This window comes from Pseudomonas sp. W2Jun17, from assembly GCF_023127795.1.
Taxonomy (GTDB): domain Bacteria; phylum Pseudomonadota; class Gammaproteobacteria; order Pseudomonadales; family Pseudomonadaceae; genus Aquipseudomonas; species Aquipseudomonas synxantha_A.
Window position 1 is genome coordinate 132,272 of the sequence record NZ_SPKO01000029.1, and the last position, 23,490, is coordinate 155,761.

22 protein-coding genes are annotated in these 23,490 nt (G+C 59.1%); 12 read left to right on the forward strand and 10 right to left on the reverse strand.

What is annotated here, in order from left to right:
• The first annotated feature begins 155 nt into the window (after positions 1-155).
• Genes E4O98_RS17675 through E4O98_RS17685 form a run of 3 tightly spaced genes read left to right on the forward strand, consistent with a single transcriptional unit; the run spans position 156 to position 2,996 of the window.
• Positions 156-1,628, forward strand: a complete 1,473-nt coding sequence (locus E4O98_RS17675; RefSeq protein WP_248135802.1) for an FAD-dependent oxidoreductase — start codon at positions 156-158, stop codon at positions 1,626-1,628.
• Positions 1,629-1,637: 9 nt separating this feature from the next.
• Positions 1,638-2,294: a c-type cytochrome gene (locus E4O98_RS17680; RefSeq protein WP_248135803.1), complete on the forward strand. Its 657-nt coding sequence runs from the start codon at positions 1,638-1,640 to the stop codon at positions 2,292-2,294.
• A gap of 39 nt (positions 2,295-2,333) precedes the next feature.
• Positions 2,334-2,996, forward strand: a complete 663-nt coding sequence (locus tag E4O98_RS17685; protein WP_223018312.1) for a hypothetical protein — start codon at positions 2,334-2,336, stop codon at positions 2,994-2,996.
• A gap of 88 nt (positions 2,997-3,084) precedes the next feature.
• Here E4O98_RS17685 and E4O98_RS17690 read toward each other — a convergent pair whose 3' ends face one another.
• The 8 genes from E4O98_RS17690 to E4O98_RS17725 all read right to left on the reverse strand — a co-directional run bounded on the left by E4O98_RS17690 (position 3,085) and on the right by E4O98_RS17725 (position 10,332).
• Positions 3,085-3,741 carry a c-type cytochrome gene (locus tag E4O98_RS17690; RefSeq protein WP_248135804.1) on the reverse strand — a complete coding sequence of 219 codons (657 nt, stop codon included), beginning with the start codon at positions 3,739-3,741 and terminating at the stop codon, positions 3,085-3,087.
• Positions 3,741-5,219: an FAD-dependent oxidoreductase gene (locus tag E4O98_RS17695; protein WP_223018314.1), complete on the reverse strand. Its 1,479-nt coding sequence runs from the start codon at positions 5,217-5,219 to the stop codon at positions 3,741-3,743. The genes E4O98_RS17690 and E4O98_RS17695 overlap by 1 nt, the downstream gene beginning before the upstream one ends.
• Before the next feature lie 186 nt (positions 5,220-5,405).
• Positions 5,406-6,068, reverse strand: a complete 663-nt coding sequence (locus E4O98_RS17700) for a TetR/AcrR family transcriptional regulator (protein WP_198715793.1) — start codon at positions 6,066-6,068, stop codon at positions 5,406-5,408.
• 90 nt (positions 6,069-6,158) lie between these two features.
• Positions 6,159-6,575, reverse strand: coding sequence for a RidA family protein (locus E4O98_RS17705; protein ID WP_248135805.1), 417 nt, complete (start codon positions 6,573-6,575; stop codon positions 6,159-6,161).
• 13 nt (positions 6,576-6,588) lie between these two features.
• Complete coding sequence (locus E4O98_RS17710) at positions 6,589-6,777, reverse strand: hypothetical protein (RefSeq protein WP_248135806.1); 189 nt, start codon at positions 6,775-6,777, stop codon at positions 6,589-6,591.
• A 201-nt stretch (positions 6,778-6,978) separates the two neighbouring features.
• Entirely contained in the window at positions 6,979-7,422 is a 444-nt protein-coding gene (locus E4O98_RS17715) for a phytanoyl-CoA dioxygenase family protein (protein WP_248135807.1), read from the reverse strand.
• Between the two features lie 667 nt (positions 7,423-8,089).
• On the reverse strand, positions 8,090-8,524 hold the full coding sequence (locus tag E4O98_RS17720; RefSeq protein WP_248135808.1) for a hypothetical protein: 435 nt from the start codon (positions 8,522-8,524) through the stop codon (positions 8,090-8,092).
• Between the two features lie 194 nt (positions 8,525-8,718).
• Positions 8,719-10,332 carry a methyl-accepting chemotaxis protein gene (locus E4O98_RS17725; RefSeq protein WP_248091321.1) on the reverse strand — a complete coding sequence of 538 codons (1,614 nt, stop codon included), beginning with the start codon at positions 10,330-10,332 and terminating at the stop codon, positions 8,719-8,721.
• Between the two features lie 159 nt (positions 10,333-10,491).
• Here E4O98_RS17725 and E4O98_RS17730 point away from each other — a divergent pair, with 159 nt between their 5' ends.
• A complete protein-coding gene (locus E4O98_RS17730) occupies positions 10,492-11,703 on the forward strand; it encodes a multidrug effflux MFS transporter (protein ID WP_248135809.1) in 1,212 nt (403 codons plus the stop codon).
• 22 nt (positions 11,704-11,725) lie between these two features.
• Here the strand turns inward: E4O98_RS17730 and E4O98_RS17735 are convergent, their stop codons facing one another.
• Both E4O98_RS17735 and E4O98_RS17740 read right to left on the reverse strand, forming a co-directional pair.
• Positions 11,726-12,640, reverse strand: a complete 915-nt coding sequence (locus tag E4O98_RS17735; protein WP_103735172.1) for a tyrosine-type recombinase/integrase — start codon at positions 12,638-12,640, stop codon at positions 11,726-11,728.
• A 106-nt stretch (positions 12,641-12,746) separates the two neighbouring features.
• A complete protein-coding gene (locus E4O98_RS17740; protein WP_248135810.1) occupies positions 12,747-13,559 on the reverse strand; it encodes a hypothetical protein in 813 nt (270 codons plus the stop codon).
• A 410-nt stretch (positions 13,560-13,969) separates the two neighbouring features.
• Between E4O98_RS17740 and arnC the strand changes: the two genes are divergently transcribed.
• Genes arnC through E4O98_RS17780 form a run of 8 tightly spaced genes read left to right on the forward strand, consistent with a single transcriptional unit; the run spans position 13,970 to position 23,284 of the window.
• Complete coding sequence (gene arnC / locus E4O98_RS17745) at positions 13,970-15,004, forward strand: undecaprenyl-phosphate 4-deoxy-4-formamido-L-arabinose transferase (protein WP_005788328.1); 1,035 nt, start codon at positions 13,970-13,972, stop codon at positions 15,002-15,004.
• The gene (gene arnA, locus E4O98_RS17750) at positions 15,001-16,992 is read left to right on the forward strand and encodes a bifunctional UDP-4-amino-4-deoxy-L-arabinose formyltransferase/UDP-glucuronic acid oxidase ArnA (protein WP_248135811.1); all 1,992 of its coding nucleotides are present in this window, start codon (positions 15,001-15,003) and stop codon (positions 16,990-16,992) included. The genes arnC and arnA overlap by 4 nt, the downstream gene beginning before the upstream one ends.
• A complete protein-coding gene (arnD, locus tag E4O98_RS17755) occupies positions 16,992-17,876 on the forward strand; it encodes a 4-deoxy-4-formamido-L-arabinose-phosphoundecaprenol deformylase (protein WP_032875325.1) in 885 nt (294 codons plus the stop codon). Before arnA ends, arnD begins: the two co-directional genes overlap by 1 nt.
• Complete coding sequence (gene arnT / locus E4O98_RS17760) at positions 17,873-19,528, forward strand: lipid IV(A) 4-amino-4-deoxy-L-arabinosyltransferase (protein WP_248135812.1); 1,656 nt, start codon at positions 17,873-17,875, stop codon at positions 19,526-19,528. Before arnD ends, arnT begins: the two co-directional genes overlap by 4 nt.
• Complete coding sequence (gene arnE, locus E4O98_RS17765; protein WP_103735166.1) at positions 19,525-19,872, forward strand: 4-amino-4-deoxy-L-arabinose-phosphoundecaprenol flippase subunit ArnE; 348 nt, start codon at positions 19,525-19,527, stop codon at positions 19,870-19,872. Before arnT ends, arnE begins: the two co-directional genes overlap by 4 nt.
• Complete coding sequence (gene arnF / locus E4O98_RS17770; RefSeq protein WP_078821367.1) at positions 19,869-20,282, forward strand: 4-amino-4-deoxy-L-arabinose-phosphoundecaprenol flippase subunit ArnF; 414 nt, start codon at positions 19,869-19,871, stop codon at positions 20,280-20,282. Before arnE ends, arnF begins: the two co-directional genes overlap by 4 nt.
• Positions 20,279-21,661 carry a UDP-glucose/GDP-mannose dehydrogenase family protein gene (locus tag E4O98_RS17775; RefSeq protein ID WP_032875337.1) on the forward strand — a complete coding sequence of 461 codons (1,383 nt, stop codon included), beginning with the start codon at positions 20,279-20,281 and terminating at the stop codon, positions 21,659-21,661. The genes arnF and E4O98_RS17775 overlap by 4 nt, the downstream gene beginning before the upstream one ends.
• Positions 21,662-23,284, forward strand: a complete 1,623-nt coding sequence (locus tag E4O98_RS17780) for a phospholipid carrier-dependent glycosyltransferase (RefSeq protein ID WP_223018319.1) — start codon at positions 21,662-21,664, stop codon at positions 23,282-23,284.
• Positions 23,285-23,490: the final 206 nt, after the last annotated feature.

Here is a 23,490-nt window from a genome sequence, read left to right on the forward strand (position 1 = left end):
ATGATGACGCTGACCTTGAAGTCCTGGGGCCGGTAGGCGTTCGCCTGCAGAAAGACAAACGAATGTTTGCGTTTTCGTCACCCCTTTTTTACTGCCGCACCCACGCTCGGCCACGGGCGTTCAATTCAACAATAACGTGATGTGAGGCAACGAACATGAGCACTGACGCCCCTCCTGATTTGAAGCGCAGGCACCTACTTAAACTGGCCGGTGCCACTGCCGCCGTGGGATCGATCGGTTTGAACATTGGCCTGGCCACTGCCGCCGATGCGCTGCTCAAAGACAACCCGGACGATGTGTTTGATGTGGTGATCATCGGTGCCGGCCTGGCTGGTTTGACCGCCGCTCGTGATCTGCATCTGGCGGGTTGCGAGTCGCTGCTGGTGCTTGAAGCGCGTGATCGTGTCGGTGGCCGCACGCTAAATCATGACTTGGGTTCCGGCTATATCTCCGAGGCCGGAGGCCAGTGGATCGGCCCCGGACAAACCGCCGTAGCGGACCTGGCCCGTGAGCTTGAGGTCGGCACCTTTCCCAGTTTCTATGAGGGGGAAACCGTGATCCTCGGTGGCGATGGACGTGTCGCCGTCGATTTGAAAGGCACCTTCGGTACCGACGAAAGCGTCTCGGCAAAACTCAGCGAGCTGTCGCGTGATGTGCCGTGCGGCGCGCCATGGAAATCCCCCCGACTGGCCGAACTGGACAAGCTCTCGGCAGGCGACTGGCTGGCCCAGCAAAACATCAAACCGGAAGACCGCGCAGGGTGGAATGCCAGCTTTCTCCTGACCTGCGGCGTCACACCAGCGAAGATGGGCTTTCTGCATTTTCTGTCGATGATCAATTCGGCCGGCAGCGAATACATGCGGCTCGACTCGATCAAGGACAGCGCGCAAGGGACGCGGGTCGTCGGCGGTTCACAGGTTCTCAGCAGCAAAATGGCGCAATTGCTGGGTGACAAGGTTCGCTTGTCGTGCCCGGTGCGCAAAATTGCTGACTGGAACGGCGACATCGTCAGACTGCAAACGGATCAGGGCGAGATCCGCGCCCGGCGCGTGATCATGGCGATTCATCCAGCACTGTGCCAACGCCTGCAGTACGATCCACCGCTGCCCGAAACCCGCGCCGCCCTGCAGCGAGCCTGGCCGGCGCACTCGCCGGCGCGCAAGACCGCAATGGTCTACCCGCGGCCTTTCTGGCGCGACAAAGGCTTGAACGGCCATATCATTCAGGTCGGTGGGCCGGTCATCTGGGCATACGACAACTCGCCGCCAAACGGCGAAATCGGTGTGATCAATGCGTTCATTTTGAATGCCGCAGCCCCCACCGACCTAGAGGCCGCGAAGCGTATGCAGACCGAAATCTATGCGCGTGCCCTGGGGGACGCAGCGCTCGAGCCGGTTTCCTATCACGATCATGACTGGGCGCATGCCGACCCGTGGACCATTACGTGCGTGTCGCCGATTCCCCCCGGTTTCTGGTCGACACATGGCGAGGCACTGCGTCCGCCCTGCGGCAATCTGTTCTGGTCGGGCACCGAAACCGCTGACATCTGGGCAGGTTACATGGACGGTGCCGTGCGCGCCGGACGCCACAGCGCCTTACAGGTGCTCAACGCATTACGTAGGGTGTAGGAGGCGGCAATGAAAAAAATCATAGCGCTTGGCGTCATCGTGGTCATTGCGGTGCTATTGGCGATTTTTGGCCGCGATCTGCTCGATCTGTATCGGCTGCAGAGTTACATCACCACCTCCACTGAGGCCTACCAGGCCGAACGCGGAAACTGGCCCCATCTGACCGATGCCTGCACCGGTTGCCATGGCAGCCACGGTAACTCCCTGAACTCGACGTATCCGAGCCTGGCCGGGCAACCCGCCACGTATCTGTCTGCCCAGTTGCGCAATTTTGCGAGCGGACAACGGCTTGCGCCCAACATGGGGCCGTTGGCGATGACCCTCAGCCCGGATGAAATTGATCTGCTGGCGAAGTTCTACGCCCGGCAATCGGTCGGTGCCCATGGGGCTGTCAGCTCTGACGAGGGGCTGAAGGATCAGGGCAAACAACTGGTGCAAACCCGAGGCTGCACCGCCTGTCATGGTGCCGAGCTGATGGGTCACGACGCCTTCCCGCGCCTGGCTACACAAGGCCAGGACTACCTTTTGGCCCAGCTCAACGCTTTTGCCAGCGGCGAGCGCATTGAGCCCACTGGCGCGATGCAAGCCATGGCCGCGGCGCTGTCAGCGCAGGAGCGCCAAGCGATTGCGGCTTACCTGGCTGCACTGGTTCCTCAATCCCGCTAACCCACCAAATTTTCTGTCAGCTGTACCGAGGCTATCGTTATGGAACCGAGAAATATTGTGCTGTGCCTTGCCTGTTTTTTGCTGCTTGCCAACGGTCTGACCTTTGGCATCAGGTTTCTGAAGAAGAGAAACCTGTTACTGGCTCTGGAGTGGTTTGTGGTTGCCTTTTCCGCGACAAACTTCCTGGTCTTTTTCCTGACGGGATCGGAGCATGCGTACCTGATTTCATACTTTTGCGACGCGTTCTCTAGAGCCTTCGGAATTCCGCTGATTACCGTGCTCGGGCTGATGGCGGTGACGCATGCCTACAAGCCTTCCGTAGGCAAGGAACTCATGATGTTTGCCGGCGCTCTGCTGGGCACACTCGCGTTGATCTCGACCAAGGTTGTGGTCACGCTTCTGCCGTATTTCTACGTGCTGATGTGGGTGATGTTTTCGGTCTACCTGGTGTATTTCGCGGTACGCCTGGCAAATGTCGGCGAGTCACTGCACGCGATCGGTGTGATGTTTGGCATGCTCGCCTCACTGACCATTGCGTGCATCTACGACTTCTACAAGATCCCCGGCGACGATAGCAATGTACTGCTGAACTTCTACGTGCTTGCACTGACCACCTGGGCTTATCTGCTGGTGCACCTGTATTACGCGTATTGCGCGCTGGAGCGCGCGAAGGGCGCAATGGCAGTTCTGCAAACGCGCTAGGGGGTAGTTGAAGTGTTCGAAGCCGCCGATCTGGCGGCTTTTTTGCGTGATGCAGAGGAGGGCGGGGGGCATCCTTGCCCGTGCAGGATCAAGGGTTCAGCTTGGCCAGATAATGCGCGACGGCCTTGATGTCTTCATCGGACAGGGTGCTCGCCATGGCATTCATGGCCTGCGTCGGATCGGTGCGTTGGCCACGCTTGAAAGCGCTCAGTTGATCGCTCAGATAAAGCTGCCCTTGTCCGGCGATACGCGGAGCCAGGGGGCCGCCAGAGAGTTTTTCGCCGTGGCAGGCTGCACACCCGTTGGCGGCGACCACACGCTGACCGCGCTGGTCCAGCGCATCATCCTTCGTCGGGACTTCAGTCACACCAGGTTTCTGTTCGGAAAAATAGGCGGCCAGACGTTTGATCTGCTCGTCCGTCAGATTGGCCGCCAGTGGCTCCATCTGTGCGCTGTGGCGACGTCCTTCGGCAAACGCGTGCAACTGGTTTTCGATGTACGCTGCGGTCTGCCCTGCAAGCGCTGCGTATTGAGCGTCGCGCGGTTGACCGTTAGCGCCATGGCAAAGCGCGCAGGTGTCCTGTAACTGTGGCCACGCACCGCCATTGGCCTGGTATGCCGCGTCGTGCTGATCCACGGCCTGCATGAAACGATAGCCCGCTAACAGTTCCGGTCCATACATCGCAATTGATCCGGCCAACGCTGCGCTCACGACGATGGCTCCAACCATCATAATCCGCTTCATCAGGCGTTCCTCCGAGGTTGAAGTAACGCCTGGAGCGCTTCCATTGCCGCGCGATGTCCGGCGCGTACTGCACCGTCCATTGCCCCGGCCCAGATCTGCGCAGTCTCGGTACCCGACCAGATCATGCGCCCGACCGCCGGCGTCAGATACTCGCCCCATTGCGTCCAGAAACCGGGGGGCATGGGGGAAATACAACTCAAACTCCACGGGTCGATCTTGCCCCAGTCCAGATCATGAAACTGAATCGGGTGCAGGGCTTGTTCGCCCATGGCGCTGGCGTAGATCGCCGACAAGGTGTCCTGCGCGGTTTTGGGGTCATGGGGTAATTGGCCAGTTCTGACGAAGCCGCTGAGCACACCCAGGCTGCCGTCCTCCGGCGAATTGTCAAAGGCCCAGATCAGCGGACCTTCCACTTGCACGATCTGGCCGTTGAGGCCTTGGTCGCGCCAGAACGGGCGCTCATAGACGTGCACGGTCTTGCGCATCGGTGCATGGGCCGGCCAATGCCGATGCAGCTCGGCACGCCCGGAGGGCAGGGGGGGATCGAAGACGATCTGATTGCACAGCGCCGGGCTCAGCGCGGCAATCACCTGCCGCGTGCGCATGATGCCTTGATCGGTATGCAACTCGACGACATCACGGTCCCAACCGACAATCTTGCGCACTGGACACGCCAACCGGACTTTATCTGCGAGAGCGTGCGCCATCTTCAAACTGAGGATTTGCGAGCCGCCTACCAAACGTGATTCCTGCGCACCGCCTTGGACACCTTCGAGCTTTTCGAGGCGGCAGTCAGAGGAGTTGATCATCGCCAGGTAATGCAGGAGCCCCATGCCCGCCGGCGTGGTACCGAAGGTGAGGCTCACGGACATATTGAAGCCGATCTTGTCGACATTGCTAATGCCTTGCCCGGCCAGCCATTGGCCAATCGAGAGTTTGTCCAGCTCAACCGCATCCTTGGCTTTCCACGGCGCTTCGCTGGGGACGCCTTCGGCGAGTTTGTTCAGTTTTGCGACGATGTCAGTATTGGAATTTGGACCATCGCTGACGTCCTCTTGGACTCTTACCTCGTCTATCAGATAGACCGCCTTGCCCTTGTAGTACGTAGGGAAGGTTACGACATCAAGCTGTCTGGCCAGATCGGCGATTGACGTTTGGCCGGGTCCGATCCATTGACCACCGGCCTCGCAGATCACGCCATTACCTAGGTCATGGTTAAGTGTTCGACCACCGACGCGATCACGGGCTTCAAGCACGACAAACGACTCGCAGCCAGCGGCCTGGAGGTCTCTGGCAGACGTAAGCCCGGACAGGCCTGCGCCAATGATTACCACATCCAATATCGAGGTGTCTTGGGTTTGCGCCATCGCACGCCCGGTGACACCGAGCCCTCCGGCGAGGGCCGCGCCTCCGATCGCTTGCAATAACAATCGTCGCTGTCGTGATTGCGTCGACAGTTCATCGAGGTCCGCATCCATCTTCACCTCCGTCTTTTATTTATAATCACAGATGCTATGTAAATATATGACGGAACAGGAATTCAGCAAAGTGAAATCGGCGCAATGACGATTAACCGAGGGGTTGAGAGAAAGGCGGGCGCCATTAAGCAGGATTCGCTGCGCAAATGAAGCGAATCTTCTTGATGCCTGAGGGCAGGGTAGGGTTTAGCGTGCGGGGCTGATCAGCGTGATGACCGCATCCATCAAGGTCTTGCTGCGTTTGGCTTCAAATCGCTCTGGCTCGATTGGCAACATCATCATCCAGCCGTCACTCAGCGCGCTGAGCTGATCGGCGAGCAGATCGGCAGCAATGTCTTTGCGAATGATGCCCTGGGTTTGTCCTTTGCCCAGAATGCTTGCGAGATTCTCGCGAAAGCGCGAGTAACGTTTCTGGATTACGTCGGCAAACACCGGTTCGTGCCTTGCGTGGGCGAGCATCTGAAACAAGGCCAGCCAACGCGCCGAGTCGTTGGCTTGAGTCAGGTTCAACCACTGCTCGATCATTGCCCTGACATCGACCTTTTCCTGATCGGCATCCAGCAAGTGATCGAACTCGTCAAACAGACTCTGCGCCGCCGCCGTGATCATTTCTTCTTTATTGGCAAAGTAATAGGTCACGGCGCCCGTGGTGCAGCCGGCATGGCTGGCAACTTTGCGCAGAGACGTCCCGGCATAACCCTCCTGGGCAATGACTTCAATCGCTGCAGTCAACAGTTCACCGCGTTTTTCCAGACGATTACCTACCGGACGGCCGCGACGTGGGGCGGGCGCTGAATCACTGTCAATGGAGTGCTGACTATCCGTGGAAGGCGCTTGAGCATCATTCATGAGAGAAAGTGATTCCGTTGGTTGAAGGCGTTGAGCCGGCGGCGGCTGCGAACGCCATTTTGGCTTGGCACGTCGCGATCATGCAATCGTTCAGATTCGACCGCTGCCAATCACCGCGACGGCCCGAACCTCCACGCGCAAGCCCGGCATTGCCAGTTGTGAAATGCCGACAGCGGTCCAGGCTGGATAACGTTCAGGGAAGTATTCGTCCTTTACCTGTCCAAAGGCGTGCACTTCGCCCTGCAGATCGGTATGAAACGTCATCAACTCGACGACATCAGCCAGGCTTGCGCCGGCAGCTTCGAGGATGGTCCGCAAAGACTGAAACGCCAGATGGGATTGCGCCTGGATGCCTTCGGCGGGAACCATGGCCTCGTCGATACCGACTTGGCCGGACACCCAGATCATGTTGCCGACGCGTGTTGCCTGGGAAAAGTGGAAGTTGTCGTAGATTGCCTGGGTGTGACCAGGGTTGAAGGACTGGCGCTGCAGGTCTTGAGTGTTCATGGCAATGCTCCTTTTATATTAATTGGCGGAACGTTGAGTGGCGGAAGCCGTCTCCCGCTTTCAGGGTCGACAGCTCTTCAGTAAACAGCACGCCTTGCTGCGGGTAACCGCTCGCGCTGTTTTCTGGTAAAGGATGGAAGGTGGCGTCGTCGCCAAAGAAACGGAAAACGAAGGTGTGACGATCCGGGAAGGCTTCATCCACCGGAGCGCCACCATGCAGTGAACCCGGATGCAGCAAGACGATATCGCCGGGCTCGGTAGCCCACGAAATGATGTCGAATGATTCGGGATCGTTTTGGCGCAGCGCCTCGATATCCGGCAGGCGTGGCAGTGCGTCGCCGCCATGCAGCGGTTGAGTCGGATCGTTAGGATCGCGAAACGTAGTGCCGTCGTAGCGTGGTCCTTAGTGCGAACCTCGAACGATTTCCAAAGCGTTTTTCTTCGGCACTGATTCAAAACTGATCCAGGCATTGGCCCAGTGGCTTCCGGCCCATGGTAGATAAGACGTGTCCTGATGCCAAAGCGTGCGAGATCCGCGCCCACCTGCTTTGAGAAACACCTCTTCGGCGAAGTACCACACGTTTTCCGAGCCCCAGAGCTGCGCAAACAGCTGGCCAAAGGGCAGGGAGGTTACGAGTTCTTCAAGACGGGCTTTGGCGACGGGGTTGGCATTGTCAACATGGGACTGTTGCTCAGTCCCGTCGAACATTCGGGTTGCATGAGGGCCGTGATTCTCGACTGCCCAGTCATAGGCTGCCCGGCACTCAGCCAATTGATCTTTGTTCAGAAAACCTTTGATCAGGACGGCCCCGTCTTCCAGGAACGCCTTTCGCACAGAGAGTTGCATGAGAGCCTTCTCCTCGAAAATGCCACGTGGCAATTTCGATGCTAGCAGCCCTCAAAATTAAACACAACGGTAGTTATGTTAATTGTGAAGAGCCATTACGATGACAGAATCTTGAAGATCTGTGCATACCAGCAACGGCGCCGTCACGATCAAAGATGAGGGTTTCAGCTGCGCAGTCCTCACTCGGTGCCAAGCATCACCTTGTCTGAGCGCACAGCCCTTATCCAGGTATCGGCTTTTTGCGTAGCTATAGAAAGCCTGGATCGCTCGTAGATGCGCCGCCGCAGTATTGAAAACGCGGCGCCTGAGTTTGAGTTGGACGTACATGAGCGAACAAGCATGGGCAACGGCGCGCGTCACCAGCTTGCCCGAGCAGCGGTAGTCGTTGACCTGAAGAGGACTCGTCATGAGCACTATGGACATGGCTCATTGGGAGAGTAGGCGTAATAACGAATTCGTCGAATCAGTGACTTACGTCGCTTATGAACATATCCGACATAATACATTATTTAACATAATATACATTATGCGAACCAATGAGCCATCCTTCAGGGGCTCTGTTCGGCGCATTTCACTAAGCGACCTAGACCACCGCGCGCCAGATTCATAAGCAGCCATCGTTGCCCTCGCTGACCTGCCTCCGTTTGACCCTTGGGCCACCGGGCATTTACGGCGAGTCAGCACACGGTTCACCAACGCTGTGGTGAAATCGATAACGTTGCCCGTCATAACGCAGTACTGGGAAACAAGAGCCCGGGCCGCCGACCTCGACATCAGGCCAACCATTACTGCCTTTGCCAGGGAGAAACTCAGCGACGCCGCTTTCTTTGAGCATGAGTTTCCAGTGACCGTCAGCCTGCTGGCTGACTAGATAAAATCCAGTACCCGCTTGCCCATAACAGTCAGTGCTGCCTTCGGTAATCAACGCATCCGGCCGACCGTCGCCGTTCAGGTCCTTGATCAGCTCCATGGTTGCCGGCGTGTAGCTACCTGTTGTCTCGAATTCGCACTCCGACGTCTCTTGGTTAAATCCAGCAGCGCGGAAAGCTTTTATCTGCTCGCTACGCGGCAGTTCATCCGCCAGCGCCGTGGCACTGATCACGAAACATGCCACCCATAGACCTGACGTAAGCCTTCCCCGCATATAGACCGTCCCTTTATGATGCTCAAATGTAAAGTATCGTGCACGTACCCACACTAGCGTGAAGGATGAGCTAGCTCTGCCCTTATTATATAACCACTGACTATAACTAAACTAAATGACTATTTAGTTGAGTTATATATAGATAGGTCGGTTCACAACCTGAACCGATCCACCGACTGCGACAGCTTCCCCGCCAAACTCGACAATTCATCCGTCGTTGACGCCGTGTCTCCAATCACGCGGCTGTTGTTTTGCGACATACCTGCAATCATCTCCACCTGGTGAGCAATTTCATTGCTGGCCAGGCTTTGCTCGCTGATGGTGCGGGAAATATCGTTGACCAATTCGGTGGTGCTGAGCGTGGCCTGAAGGATCTCGCGAATGGCGCGTTCCACTTCGGCGGTAACGGCCATGCCCTTGTCCACTTGAGCAACGCCCTCCTCCATGCTGGTCACCGCTTCCCGGGTGTTCAGCTGGATGCGCCCGACCATACTGGCGATCTCCTGCGTGGATGCGCTGGTGCGTCCGGCCAGGCTGCGTACTTCATCGGCGACGACTGCAAAGCCGCGGCCCTGCTCACCTGCACGGGCGGCTTCGATGGCGGCGTTGAGGGCCAGCAGGTTGGTCTGGTCGGCGATGCCTTTGATCACTTGAATAATGCTGTAGATCGCCTCGGACTCCTTGTCCAGTGTGCGGATCACTTGGGCCGATTGCTGCGCTGAACGGGCAATGCCATCCATGTCGCTGACAACCTGGTGAATGACGCGGCCGCCGTCCTTGGCCAGGGTTTCTGCCTGGTTGGCCATGTCGAGGGCGCGTTGGGCGTGGCGAGTGATTTCCTCGATGCTGGCAGTCATTTCGCTAGCGGCGGCGGCCATGGTGCTGGCGGCGGCGCTTTGCTGTTGACTGCTGCCTGCGATTTCATGGCAACCCTGGCTCAGTTGTTCGCTCATGCCATTGACGCCGTGGGCGTTGCTGCGAACCACTTCAATCATGCCGCGCAAATCCCGCTGCATGGTGGCCAGGCTGCGAATCAGCGCACTGGCTTCATCGTGATTTCTGGGCTCGATAATCGGTTCGCTCAAGTTGCCATGGGCAATGCTGTCGGCAATGCGGCTGGCGGTACGCAGTGGCCCCATGATGCTCAGGATCACCCAGCGCCCTTGTGCCAGCAGCAGTAACAGGCTGGCGATCAGTACCACGGCCAGGGTCCAATTGGCGTGGCTGATGGTTTGTCGGGTACTGATACTGGTCAGTTGAGTCTTGTTTTCGATCAGTTCGCTCAAGGCCGCCATTTGATCTTCCAGCCGACTGAACGCGGCATTGAAGGTCTCCAGCTCACCACGGGCGGCTTCGGGGTTGTCCAGGGCCAGCGCGACGATACGCTCACCGGCGCTGATATAGGTATCCAGGCTGGGCTTGATGTTTTCCAGGCTCGCCTTGATTGCATCGTCCAACGGCTGCTTGAAGTTGTCCGCCAGCACCTGGCGAAAGTGTTCGGCATGTTCCTTGAGCGAGCTGTTGACCTGGGCCGGTGTGCTGGTGCTTTTGCCTAGCCCCACCAACATGGCCGACAGCACGTCGGCACGCAGGGCGTCGTGCATCATGTCGGCTTCCATGTGATTACGCAGCACGGTCATGCTGACGTCATTGTCCTGTACCGCATCGCCCATCCGGGTATTTCCCAAATAGCTGGCCAGGCTCATGATCAAGGCGGTGAGCAATCCGGTCCCAATCAACAGCATCAAGCGTAATTTGATCGTCATGCTGGTATCCCCGTGCCAGGACCGTCGGTTGGGAATCCAACCGTTCAAGTGCTCACTGTTAGCTGTATCGGCAACAACTCCTTGTTAGTGAAGCCTAAGTTTGCGGATCTGCGCGTTTCACTTAAGCTGACCGTCCTTTGCTCCAGCCGGACCTGCCAAATGTCTAGAAGTATCGCCCATCTCGCCCTGCTGCTGGGCTTGATCACCGCCGTCGGCCCGTTTGCCATCGACATCTACCTGCCCGCGCTGCCAACCCTGGGCGCAAGCCTTGGGGCCTCACCGGCGGCGGTGCAGATGAGCCTCACCGTGTTCTTCATGGTCATTGGTGTGTGCCAGTTGTTCTACGGGCCGATCAGCGATGTGTTCGGGCGCAAACTGCCGATTTATGCGGGTTTGGTGATCTTTACCGTTGGCAGTATCGGCTGCGCATTGGCGCCGACGATCGAAGTATTGATCGGATTTCGTGCCATACAGGCGTTCGGTGCCTGTGCGGGGATGGTGATCCCGCGGGCGATCGTGCGCGACCTGTACACCGGCCATGAGGCAGCGCGCCTGATGGCTTTGCTGATGCTGGTGATGAGTGTTTCGCCAATCCTCGCGCCGCTGGCCGGCAGCCTGGTGATTTCGATCTGGAGTTGGCGCGAAGTATTTGCTGTGCTGGCGGTGGTCGCCGTGCTGTGCCTGGTCATGACCATCGTGCAACTACCGGAAACCCACCCGGCCGAACGCCGTTTGGGCAAGACCCTGGGCAATGCATTCGGCAGTTATGGAGCGCTGTTGCGCGACCCGGTATTCACCGGGTTATCGGTGGTGTGCGGGTTTGGCCTTGCGACCTTCTTTGTATTTATCGGCAGCGCGCCCTTCGTATACATCGAATATTTCGGCCTGACACCGACGCAGTTCAGCCTGTGTTTTGCCCTCAACGCCGCCTCGTTTTTTGCCATGAGCCAACTGACCGCACGCCTGAGCGCACGGTTTGGTCTGGCGCCGCTTATTCGTTGGTCGGTGGTCACAGTAGCCACGATCATGGCCCTGTTGGCAGCCACCACATTCTGGGGTGATAGGCTGCCCTTGATGATGGGCTTGCTGTTTATCGGGTTCGGTTTTCTCGGCCTGTTGCTGCCGGCGGCAGGTGTGCTGTCGCTGGAAGATCATGGCGCGGTGGCAGGCTCTGCGTCTGCCTTGCTTGGCGCGATCCAGATGGTTACCGCGGCCGTTTCGATGACCCTGGTGGGCGTGTTCGCCGACCATACTCCTGCACCGATGTTGATCGGCATTGCGCTATGTGCGCTTGCCGCGATGCTCACCACGTTGTGGACCTTGCGCCGGTTGCCGGCGCACCTGGCCTCAAGCGTCCCGCCCTCCTCCTGAGGCTTGCCCTACCCCGCCCAGCTCACAGATCAAAGCGGTCCACTGCCCTGCGCCGCTCATTGTCGTCGCGTACGTCGTAGCTGGCGGTGGTCTGGATATTGGTGTGATGCGCCAATTTCTGGGCAATCGACAAATCATGCTCTTCGATCACTCGGGTGATGAACGAACGGCGGAAATCATGGGGCATGATTTTCACACCCACCTGATCACCGCGCTGCCGAGCAATGTAATAAATCGCATGTTTGGTAATGCGTTCGCGCGTGATGTGGCTGCCCCGGCGGATACGGTTGAACAGAAAGGTGTCGTCCTGCTCACCTTCCTTGAGTTGTTCACGACGAAACTCAAGCCACGCCCGCAGTTTTGCGAACGCCCAGTCCGGCGCGTACTTGATCAGTTCCTTATTACCTTTGCCGATCACCCGCAGGCTGCGCTGATCAAAATTGATCTGCTCGAGGTCGAGATTGACCGACTCCGACTTGCGCATCCCGGAGCCATACAACAGGCCGATCACTGCGGCATCCCGCAGGCCCTGGGGCCGAGGATCGGCGGCGCATACATCGAGCATCTCGCGGATCAGTGTACGACGCAGGTTGCGGCCCTGCCCCAGGCGCGTACCGGCGGCAGCCTTGACCGAGCGCATCTTCAACAGGTGATCCTGGCTGATCAAGCTCATGCGCCACGCTTCATTCATCACTCCTCGTACCGCATTCACGTACAGCGATGAGGTATTCGGCGCATAGCCGTCCTCGCGCAATGCGGCCACCAGTGCGACGACGTGTTCGGGTTGCAGTAGATGCCAGTCAATGTCTTCGAGGTTGAGGTCTTCGAAACCCAGGCGGTCGGCGGCATCCTGCAGCACGTAGCGCATGGTCAGTTGGCTGGAGGGCGCCAGGCGAGTGAGGTAGAGGGTCAGCGGGTTGCGGATAGTCTCGGTCAAGGGATCAGCCTTTGGATTAAATACATCAATCAACTCATTGATTAATCGATGTATTTAGTGGGTTGGCGAAGACTGAGTCTAACCCAGGCGCGGCCCTGGCACAAAATCACGGCGCCAATTCGACTTCCTCTGCCGGTTCCTGCGGTTGCGCCAGGGACTGGCTCCAGTCAGCGTCCTGTCGCTGCATCAGCGCAAACCAATGCCCACGCATAAACGTTAGGTAGCCAGCCGGGGCCTTGGCAAAGTCCTTCTCGTCGCCATAGCAGCCTGGCAGTGGCAGTTCGGTGCCCTGCTCCTTGTACTGGCTGACCAACTTCTGTTGGGCCTCGACGCTGCAGTCAGTGGGCAAGGGCATGCCGCGCAGGGCACCGGCATCTTCGTCCCACCAACTGGCGCCGACGCGATCGAGGCCGCGCAGGCGATACTTGCCGGACTTGCCGACCCGCATGATCAGCTTGAACTCATTGGGGCTCACATCACTGGTACAGGTGCGCGAATAACCGACCGTGACCTGGGTATTGCCGTCGCGCAGCAGGTCGGTGACTTTGGTGGCCGCCTGATCAAAGCGCAGGCTGGCGTCGAACTCGCAGTGTTGCACGTCGTCGTGCAGCATCCAGACCCGCTTGGGGCGATCGCCCGTGAGCAGGTACTGCGCTGCGTAGACAAACGCCGACTGGGTGCCATCATCCTCCCGCTCGCTGACCTGCTCGGCGAGTACCAGCAGGTTCTTGCCCTGAAGGTCATCCCAGGTATAAGCACCGACTTGCTTGCCGGGCACTTCCACACCTTCCGGCACCTGTTCAATGCTGGTCAGTGCGATCCCTTCATCGGCGCGTACGCTGGTGAAACAGGCCATCGTCATCAATAATCCCATCAACGCAGGCCGCAACTGGCCGCGCAAAAGCTGCACGCTATTCATCCGAGTACCCTGGCAAGAGATGGCTTACTTTACCGGCACTTGAGCGCCAATGCAGAGAAGATTGTTCAATCACCGGCATTGGCCGAGCGGGAGCGCCCGGATTGAACCAAACGCCCGGCACAGCGTTCCGATCTGACCATCCGGCCTGCACATGTAACGCCTTGATTACTTAGCTGAACCCTAGCTGTCTACCTGTCAAATAAACGAGTTTTTCATCCGCCTTTCATATTCGTTGCACACATTTGCGCTTAACCTTGTAAGCAGTACTTCAGGGCATTCCGTGGTTTATCGACTAACCTGTTGATTACGCTTTATCTTTAGCGCCGCGTTGTCATCTGCGGGCTGTAGTTCTGCCCGATGATTGCTGCTGTTTTCACGCGTCAAGTTGCTCCAGCCGAGGTCATGAAACTTTGAAACCCTACCCTATTCACTGCGTGTCGATCGTTATCCCGGTCTACAACGAACAAGAGAGCCTGCCGGAGCTGCTGCGTCGTACTACAGCAGCCTGCAAGCAGCTGGCCTACGAATACGAAATCATCCTGGTGGATGACGGTAGCCGCGACAATTCGGCCCAACTGCTCGAAGACGCCGCCGCTGAAGAAGGCAGCCATGTTGTAGCGGTGATCCTCAACCGCAACTACGGCCAGCACGCCGCGATCATGGCCGGCTTCGAACAGTGCCGTGGCGAAGTCGTAATCACCCTCGACGCCGACTTGCAGAACCCGCCGGAAGAGATCCCGCGCCTGGTGGAGCAAGCTGCCCTGGGCTACGACGTGGTCGCCACGGTGCGTAACAACCGCCAGGACTCAGCGTTCCGTCGCTGGCCGTCGCGCTTGATCAACCTGGCCGTGCAGCGCTCTACCGGCGTGGCCATGACCGACTACGGCTGCATGTTGCGTGCCTACCGCCGCACCATCGTCGACGCCATGCTCGCCTGCCGTGAACGCAGCACCTTCATCCCGATCCTGGCCAACGGCTTTGCCCGCCATACCACGGAAATCCTCGTGCACCACGCCGAGCGTGAGCACGGCGAGTCCAAATACAGCGCCATGCGCCTGATCAGCTTGATGTTCGACCTGCTGACCTGCATGACCACCACACCATTGCGCCTGCTGTCCATCGTCGGTTTCAGCCTCGCGGCGTTGGGCGTGCTGTTCGCCTTTGCGCTGATCGTCATGCGCCTGGCCTTCGGCGCCGATTGGGCGGGTGATGGTCTGTTCGTGCTGTTTGCGGTGCTGTTCGTGTTTACCGGTGGCCAGTTCATCGGCATGGGCCTGCTGGGCGAATACCTGGGCCGCATGTACAGCGATGTACGCGCCCGCCCGCGCTTCTTTATTGAAAAAGTGCTGCGCAACCAGCCGGCAGCACCGACTCCAGTCGTCGTCGTTGACGGCCTGGTGTCTTCCCATACTTCTACTTCTCCTTCGGATCAGGTTCAGTCATGAGTTCAAAAGCTGTTGTCTTCGCTTACCACGATATCGGCTGTGCAGGCATTGAAGCCCTGCTCGGTGCGGGTTACGACATTGCTGCCGTGTTCACCCATGCCGATGACCCCAAGGAAAACAATTTCTACGGCTCCGTCGCCCAGCTCTGCGCACGCCATGGCATCCCGGTGCACGCCCCGGAAGACGCCAACCACCCGCTGTGGGTCGAGCGCATCGCCAAGTTGAACCCGGAGTACATCTTCTCCTTCTACTACCGCAACCTGCTGAGCGAACCGCTGCTGGCCACCGCTCGCAAAGGCGCGTTCAACCTGCACGGTTCGTTGCTGCCTAAATACCGTGGCCGCGCCCCGGCCAACTGGGTGTTGGTCAACGGCGAAACCGAAACCGGCGTCACCCTGCACCGCATGGTCAAGCGTGCCGATGCCGGCGCCATCCTCGCCCAGCAGAAAGTCAGCATCGACCGCACCGATACCGGCCTGAGCCTGCACGCCAAGTTGCGTGATGCGGCCACAGCCTTGCTGCGCGACGCGCTGCCACAATTGGCCATGGGCAAGCTGACCGAAACCGCCCAGGACGAAAGTCAAGCCACCTATTTTGGCCGCCGCACTGCCGCCGATGGCAAGCTGGACTGGAAAAAGCCTGCCGAACAACTGTTCAACCTGGTGCGCGCGGTGACGCAGCCGTACCCGGGCGCCTTCTGCGCAGTGGGCGAGCACAAGCTGATCGTATGGCAAGCCGACGTGGTCAAGGGCAACGACGGTTTGGCGCCAGGCCGTGTGATCAGCGTCAACCCGCTGCGTATTGCCTGCGGTGAAGACTCCTTGGTCATCAAGTTTGGCCAGCGTAACGAAAACGGCCTGTACCTGGCCGGTCCGGCCCTGGCCGATGAACTAGGCCTGGTGGATGGCTCCGTACTGCGCGGCGCCGAGTCTGGCCGCAAGCCACGTCGTACCCGCGTGTTGATCCTGGGCGTAAACGGCTTTATCGGTAACCACCTGTCCGAGCGCCTGCTGCGTGACGACCGTTACGAAGTCTATGGCCTGGACATCGGCTCCGACGCCATCGAGCGTCTGCGCAGCCACCCGAATTTCCATTATGTGGAAGGCGATATCAGCATCCACACCGAGTGGATCGAATACCACATCAAGAAATGCGACGTGGTCCTGCCATTGGTTGCCATCGCCACGCCAATCGAATACACCCGTAACCCACTGCGTGTGTTCGAACTGGACTTCGAAGAAAACCTCAAGCTGGTGCGCTACTGCGTCAAGTACAACAAGCGCGTGATCTTCCCCTCGACCTCCGAAGTCTATGGCATGTGCCAGGACCAGTATTTCGATGAAGACACCTCCAACCTGGTGGTCGGTCCGGTCAACAAGCAGCGCTGGATCTACTCGGTGTCCAAGCAACTGCTGGACCGCGTGATCTGGGCCTACGGCGACAAGGGCCTGAAGTTCACCCTGTTCCGTCCGTTCAACTGGATGGGCCCGCGTCTGGACCGCCTGGACTCTGCGCGTATCGGCAGCTCCCGCGCCATTACCCAATTGATCCTGAACCTGGTGGAAGGTACGCCGATCCGTCTGTTCGACGGTGGTGAGCAGAAGCGTTGCTTCACCGACATTGCCGACGGTATCGAAGCGCTGGCGCGCATCATTGATAACGACAATGGCGTGTGCGACAGCCAGATCATCAACATCGGCAACCCGGAAAACGAAGCGAGCATCCGCCAGTTGGGTGAAGAACTGCTGCGTCAGTTCGAGGCTCACCCCCTGCGCCACAACTTCCCACCGTTCGCCGGTTTCCGCGACGTCGAAAGCAAGGCGTTCTATGGCACGGGCTACCAGGACGTGGCGCACCGCAAGCCGAGCATCGAGAACGCCAAGCGCCTGCTGAACTGGGAGCCGAGCGTGCAGATGAGCGAAACCATCGGCAACACGCTCGATTTCTTCCTGCGTGAAGCCATGCTTGAAATTGCGGATAAAAAGTAATGCAGGCAGGTCTTCGCATCGACGTCGACACCTACCGTGGCACCCGTGAAGGTGTGCCGCGGCTGCTCGAATCCCTGGATGAAGCCGGGGTAAAGGCGACGTTCTTCTTCAGTGTCGGCCCGGACAACATGGGCCGCCATCTGTGGCGCCTGATTCGGCCACAGTTTCTGTGGAAGATGCTGCGTTCCAACGCCGCCGGCCTGTATGGCTGGGACATCTTGCTGGCCGGCACCGCCTGGCCTGGCAAGCCGATCGGCCGCGACCTGGGGCATCTGATGCGCCAGGCCAAGGCCGCCGGGCATGAAGTCGGCCTGCACGCCTGGGATCACCATGGCTGGCAGGCCAATACCGGGCGTTGGAGCGAGGCACAGCTGGTCGAGCAGATTCGGCGTGGTGTGCAGACTTTGAGCGACATTCTAGGCGAGCGCGTGGACTGTTCAGCCGCCGCCGGGTGGCGCGCCGACGAACGTGTGGTGCAAGCCAAGCAAGGCTTCAATTTTCGCTACAACAGTGATTGCCGGGGCACCAGCCTGTTTCGACCGACACTGGCCGATGGCAGTGCGGGCACCCCACAAATTCCGGTGGACCTGCCGACCTTCGACGAAGTCGTCGGGCCGGTGGTGGCTGCCAATGATTTCAACCGCTTCATCCTGGACCGGTTCAGCGCAGCGAAGCTGAACGTCTACACAATCCACGCAGAAGTTGAAGGGATTCTGATGGCCAATGATTTTCGCCAGTTGCTCGCCCAGGCAGGGCAGCGCGGCATTGATTTCAAACCCTTGGGTGATCTTCTGCCCGCAGATGTAACCACCCTGCCCCAACAAAAACTGGTGCGCGGCGCATTGAGCGGCCGCGAGGGTTGGCTGGGAGTACAGCAGGCATGATTCGTCGCTGGGCCTTGCCCCTGCTCCTGCTGGCGTTTGCCGCGTTTTACCTGCTGCCGCTGGCCACCCATGGCCTGTGGATTCCCGATGAAACCCGCTATGCGCAGATCAGCCAGGAAATGCTGCTGACCGGCAAATGGGCCTCACCGCACTTCATGGGCATTCGTTACTTCGAAAAACCCGCCGCGGGCTACTGGATGATTGCGCTGGGCCAGGCGATTTTCGGGCAGAACCTGTTCGGCGTGCGGTTTGCCTCGGCCTTGAGCAGCGCCTTGAGCATTGTGCTGGTTTACCTGGTATCCCGCCGGTTGTGGAACGACCCGCACAAAAGCCTGGTCAGCACCCTGCTGTACATGAGCTTCGTCAGCGTGGCGGCCCTCGGTGGTTATTCCAACCTGGACCCGCAGTTCACCTTCTGGGTCAACCTGACCGGCGTGGCGTTGTGGTTCTGCTTTGACAGCAGCACGCGGCGCGGCCGACTGTGGTCATGGGCGCTGTTGGGTTTCGCGTGCGGCATGGGCTTCATGACCAAGGGCTTCCTGGCCTGGTTGCTACCGGTATTGATCGCCCTGCCCTACGCCCTCTGGCAAAAACGCCTGGGTGAGTTGTGCACGGTTGGCGGCGTGGCCGTGGTGGTTGCAATTGCTGTCAGCGTGCCGTGGGCATTGGCTGTGCACCTGCAAGAACCGGACTACTGGCATTTCTTTTTCTGGCACGAGCACATCCAGCGCTTTGCCGGGGAAGATGCCCAGCACGCTGAGCCGTTCTGGTATTACCTGCCGCTGCTGGTAGCGTTCGCGCTACCGTGGGTAGCCCTGTTGCCGTCCACGCTCAAGCAGGCATGGCTGCAAAAGCGCGCGCCGAAAACCGCATTCCTGCTGCTATGGCTGTTGATGCCGCTGGCGTTTTTCAGCCTGGCCAAGGGCAAGTTGCCCTCCTACATCATGCCTTGCATGCTGCCCCTGGCGTTGCTGATGGGCTCGACCTTGAGCGACAAGCTCAAGCAAGGCCACGGTCGCGTCCTGCGCATCAATGGCTGGCTGAACCTGGCGATCGGTGTGCTGGTATTGCTGGCCCTCAGCTGGTTCCAGTTGAAAAAACCGGTGTACGAGCCGGGTGAGGAAACCTTCAGCCTGGTGCTGGTGTTCATCTTCCTGTTCGGTTGGATCGTGGTCAACCTGCTGCAAGCGGCACGGCCCTTGACGTTGTGGGCCGCGCCTCTGATTGGCAGTGGGCTACTAGTGGTTTTGGTGCCTGCGGCATTGCCCCATTCGGTGGTTTATAACAAGACCCCGGACCAGTTCATCATCGATCACATCGAGGAATTACAGCCCACTGTCGCCCTGTTGAGCAACGATCTGGGCGCTGCTTCTGCACTGTCCTGGCGTCTCAAACGACCGGATATCACGCTCTACAACACCTCGGGCGAGGTCAAGTACGGGCTGGCTTACGCCGACACGGCCCATCGGCTGGTCGACCGTAACGCGATCCAGGCATGGATGGCGCAAACCCGCCGCACGGGCGCCGTGGGTGTGGTGATGCGCGTCAACAGCCAAGGTGAAAAGGAAGAGCTCGCGCTGCTGCCCGCCGACGGCAAGCGTTATGCCCAAGGCAAGATCGTGATCCTGATTTTCCCGCAGGTCGCGCCATGACCACCCTGCTGCTGTTGCTCACAGCCTGCTTGCTCACCTGCATGGGCCAGGTCTCGCAAAAGTTCGCCGTGGAAAGCTGGCGGAACCTGCCTCAAGGCTGGGCGTTGAAGCTGCGCTCGCCGTGGTTATGGTCAGCGTTGGTGTGCCTGGGCCTGGGCCTGGTGGTGTGGCTGCTGGTATTGCAACGCCTGGAAGTGGGGATTGCATACCCCATGCTCAGCCTGAATTTTGTGTTGGTCACGCTGATGGCGCGCTTTGTATTTCACGAACCCATTGATGGCCGCCACTGGCTGGGTGTGGGGCTGGTGATTGCCGGCGTCGTGCTGCTGGGGCGCCAGGTATGAGCCGCATAAAGGGTTTCGCCCTGGCCCTGGGCAGTGTCGGCCTGGTGAGTGGCGCCCAACTGGGCATGCGCTGGAGCATGACGCGCCTGCCCTTGCCCACCGAGTGGCTGGCCGCCTTCGCCCACAACAGCATCGACCTGAGCGCCCTGGGCGTGGTGATCCTGGCGATCATCGCCTACGCGCTGTCGATGCTCTGCTGGCTTGGCGCACTCAAGCATTTGCCTCTGGGCCGTGCCTACTCGCTGCTCAGCATCAGCTACGCGTTGGTCTATCTGCTGGCCGCCAGCCTGCCGGTGTTCAACGAAGCTTTCTCGCTTTCAAAAACCCTGGGGGTGGCCTTGGTCATCCTCGGCGTACTGGTTATCAACTCTCGTCGTGCATGCACCTCAAGTCCCAGGAATACCCCATGAAAATCAGCGTATTTGGTAGTGGTTACGTTGGTCTGGTACAGGCCACTGTATTAGCCGAAGTCGGTCACGATGTCATTTGCATGGACGTTGACAAGAGCAAGGTCGAGTCGCTCCAGAAAGGTCACGTGACCATCTTCGAGCCGGGCCTGGCCGCGATGGTCAAGGACAACCTGGAAAGCGGACGCCTGCATTTTACCTACGACGAAAAACTCGCTGTCGAGCACGGTGAAGTGTTGTTCATCGCCGTGGGTACGCCGTCGGATGAAGACGGCTCTGCCGACCTGAAATACGTGCTGTCGGTGGGTGACGCCGTGTCCCGCCACCGCGTGCAGCCGGTAATCCTGGTGGAGAAATCCACCGTGCCGGTCGGCACCGGTGACACCCTGCGCGCTCATATCGAAAAGAACCTGAATGCCGCTGGCCGTCAGTTGGAGTTCGATATTGTCTCCAACCCGGAATTCCTCAAGGAAGGCTCGGCCGTTGCCGACTGCCGCCGCCCGGACCGCATCATCATTGGCTGCGAGCGCGAGGAAGTACGTGAGGTCATGCGCGACCTGTACGCGCCGTTCAATCGCAACCACGACCGCATCATTTTTATGGACCTGCGCAGCGCCGAACTGACCAAGTACGCCGCCAACTGCATGTTGGCCACCAAGATCAGCTTCATCAACCAGATTGCCGAACTGGCCGAGCACCTGGGCGCCGATATTGAATCGGTGCGCCTGGGCATTGGTGCCGACTCGCGAATCGGCTACCACTTCATCTACCCAGGCTGTGGCTACGGCGGCTCGTGCTTCCCCAAAGACATGCGTGCCTTGATCCATAGCGCCAAGCAAGCCAACTGCTCCAGCGACCTGCTCGAAGCAGTGGAAGCCATCAACCAGCGCCAGAAGAGCAAGCTGTTCGAGCGCATCAATGCGTTCTTCAAAGGCAATCTGAAGGGCAAGACCTTCGCCCTGTGGGGCCTGGCCTTCAAGCCCAACACCGATGACATGCGCGACGCTCCCAGCCGCGTGCTGATGGAAGCCTTGTGGGCCGCCGGTGCCAATGTGCGCGCCTTCGACCCGGAAGCCATGCAGGAAACCCAGCGGATCTATGGCGACGACCCGCGCCTGATGCTGATGGGCACCCCGGAGTCCACCCTGGGCGGCGCCGATGCGCTGATCGTGTGCACCGAATGGCAACAATTCAAGGCGCCGGACTTCGACCTGATTCACCAGCGCTTGAAAACCCCGGTGATCTTCGATGGCCGCAACCTGTATGACGGCGAACGCCTGACACGCAAAGGCTTCAAGTATTTCCCCATTGGCCGTGGCGATTCCTGCGAGTTGCCGATTCCCCAGCAAAATTGGGTGGAACAGGTCAGGGATGTCGGCTAGGTGAACAAGGCTTTCCCATCCATGCAGAGCAGCACAATCCGCCGCCATTCACTGGGGCTTGGGCTCTTGGCGCTGGTGCTGTTTATCGCCGGCAACTGGCACCAGGCAATTATTGGCTTTGATTCACGCTTCGTGGTGTTTGCCCAGGAAATGCTGCGCCACGGGCCTGGTTTCTTCCCCACGACCTACGGCCAACCGTATGCCGACTACCTGGCGACTTCAACGCTGCTGACCTGGCTGCTGTCGTTGCCATTGGGCCAGGTCACCAGCCTGACGGCATGGCTGCCCACCGCGGTCGCGTCAGCAGTGATCGTAATGCTGGTCTACCGCCTGACTGCGCCCTACTCCCCGCGCTGGGGGCTGTTGAGCCTGGCAATGTTGCTGCTCAGCAGCACCTTTGTCAGCGAAACCCGCGCGGTCTCCTTGGACCAGATGCTCGCCGCCGTGACCCTGGCGGTGTTCTATCTGGGCTATGCCCATGATCACTTCGCTGCTGCCAAGCGCTTGCATTGGGTGTTTGTGTTGCTGCTGCTCGGGTTTGCACTGCGTGGGCCGATTGGCCTGGTGATCCCCACAGGCGTTTTGTGCAGCTATTACCTGATCAACCGCCAATGGCGCAGCCTGTTCAGCTTCGGCCTGCTGGCGTTGGCGCTGCTGGCGGCGTGCGTCGGTCTGTTGCTGCTGCTGGCCAAGCTCAGCGGCGGCGAAGACTTCATGCATGACGTGATTCGTATGCAGTTCCTGGGGCGCATGGATGGCAGCGAAGGCTCCGGCGGTGTGCTGTATTACTTCACCAGCTCCATGGGTAACTACGCGCTGGCTTATCCGCTGGCAATATTGGTACTGGTGGCGGTCATGATCGGCGGGCGGCGCACACCGGATCCGGCATTGAAGCTGGTGTTGTATTGCGCAGCCGCGGGTGTGCTGGTGATGGTGGGCCTGTCGGTGCCCCAGGCGAAAAAAGCGCGCTATATCCTGCCGATGTTGCCGATGGCAGCGATCATTGCCGCGTATCCGTTCCAGGCGACACAGGGGCGACTGTTTGCCTGGCTGCGCGGCCTGATGCTGGGCGTCTGGACGCTATTGCCGACGCTGTTGGTGATTGGCCTGCTAGTGGCGCGGCGGCGTTATCCGGAGCCGCTGGCCCACCTCGAAGTGATCTTCGCCGTGCTTGGGCTGCTTCAGATCCTGGCGCTGCTGACACTGCTCAAGTCCCGACTGCGTACGTATGGCCCGGCCCTGGCTGCAGTGCTGGCCCTTTGGACAACCTACATCCTCGTGGTCGAACCCCTGGAGCGTCGGTTATACGACACCCGCACGTTCAGCCTCGCCGTCAAGGCTCAAGTCCTGCAGCAACCGGCGCCCGTGGTGCTGCACGCGCTGGGTAAAGACGCGAAAGCCATCAAGTTCATGGTCAACTTCGATTGTGACAAGGTCCCGCTGTTTACCCAATTGCCCATTGAATTGAAGCCGATCCAGGCCCCGGCATGGTTGGTCATGAGCCAGGCCGACTTCGAAGGGCTGGACGATCCACGCTTGCGTTCGATCACGCCCACGCTGACCGGCGAGTTCGACAAGAACCCCTACGTATTGTTGCATCTGGTAAAAACCACGGTGCCATGAGCACTTTTCCAGGGGCATTGTAAGAAAGAACGCCGACTCTTTAACCAGTAGGCGTCTTTCATCACAAGCACCAAGAAAACACCTACATTCCTTTGCGTAATAGCTGGTGCACTTTCCCTTCCTGTGCATGGAACCCGACGGTAGACTCGCTGCCACGTGCGTTAAGTATCTACCACCCGATCGTCAGGGCTGTCCCGAAAGCGCTT